This window comes from Fictibacillus sp. NRS-1165 (genome assembly GCF_050468105.1).
GTDB lineage: Bacteria > Bacillota > Bacilli > Bacillales > Fictibacillaceae > Fictibacillus_C > Fictibacillus_C terrinigri.
Window position 1 is genome coordinate 1 of the sequence record NZ_JBDPNU010000116.1, and the last position, 1,197, is coordinate 1,197.

Here is a 1,197-nt window from a genome sequence, read left to right on the forward strand (position 1 = left end):
CCTTAAAACTTCTCATGTTTGTATTTGGGGGATATACGCTTTCCGCCTTGCTTCTGTCTTTTGCTCCATCTATCCAACTGTACACGCTCGGGTGTCTGACCATTGCGTTTTGCGCAGGCATGGGCAACGGAGTCATTTTCAAGCTAGTTCCAAGTTACTTTCCGAAGCAAGCTGGTATTGTGAACGGTGTGGTATCCGCTATGGGTGGACTTGGAGGGTTCTTTCCTCCACTGATCTTAGCGGTCCTCTTTAAACTCACGGGACATTATGCCATCGGTTTTATGGCCTTATCAGAAGTGGCGTTGGCAAGTCTGGTACTCGTGATTTGGATGTATTACCAAGACCGTCTAAGCATGTCGGCTCAAGTCTTAAACAGCACGGCAGAGGGAATCATGATCACGGATAAAGAAGGGAAGATTATTTCTGTGAATCCAGCGTTCAGCGAGTTGACCGGATATGGGCCTGAAGAAGTGATTGGAAAAAATCCGAATCTGTTAAAGTCTGGTCTTCAAGATCAAAACTTTTATAAAAACATGTGGCTTACCATTGAAGAAAAAGGATATTGGCAGGGAGAAATTTGGAACCAGAGAAAAGACGGCCAGAACTACCTTGAATGGCTGACCATCAGTGCCATAAAAAATGAAGCAGGAGAAATCAACCAGTTTGCGGGCATGTTCAGTGATATCACACACTATAAGACAAAAAGCATGTGAATCAGGAGGAGCGATGATGGGAGAACCATCCAAACAATCAAAGGAATCGGTAATATCTTATATCATACAAACCCAGGAAGAGGAACTGAAACGTATTTCCTATGAACTTCATGAAAGTGTTGGTCAAACCCTGTATAGTTTCTATACAGGGTTGCAGTTTATTCAGAGCGGAATGACAGACAACCATATGAAGCGCTTTGCGGAAGAAATGGTGCAGTCGTTGGAACGGTCGATTAAAGAGATTCAAATGGTTTCTGTTGAACTTCATCCGCCATCGCTTAGTACACTTGGCATCTATCCTGCTTTAAAAAGTTATGCGAAGCAATATACAGCGACGTTTGGCATTGAAGTGGAGATAGAAGAAGGAGGAAAGGAGAGAAAGCTGCCGGAAGGGCAAAATGTGACGTTGTTTCGAGTGTGCCAGGAGGCTCTGCATAATGCAGCTAAGTATGCAGACACATCATTTATTAAAATCTTCTTTACA

At 43.4% G+C, this 1,197-nt stretch carries 2 protein-coding genes; both read left to right on the forward strand.

Annotation, left to right across the window (positions count from 1 at the left end):
- On the forward strand, positions 1-713 hold a 713-nt coding region (locus ABHN01_RS24805; protein WP_429877759.1), incomplete at its 5' end, for a PAS domain S-box protein.
- Between the two features lie 16 nt (positions 714-729).
- On the forward strand, positions 730-1,197 hold a 468-nt coding region (locus ABHN01_RS24810), incomplete at its 3' end, for a sensor histidine kinase (protein WP_429877760.1).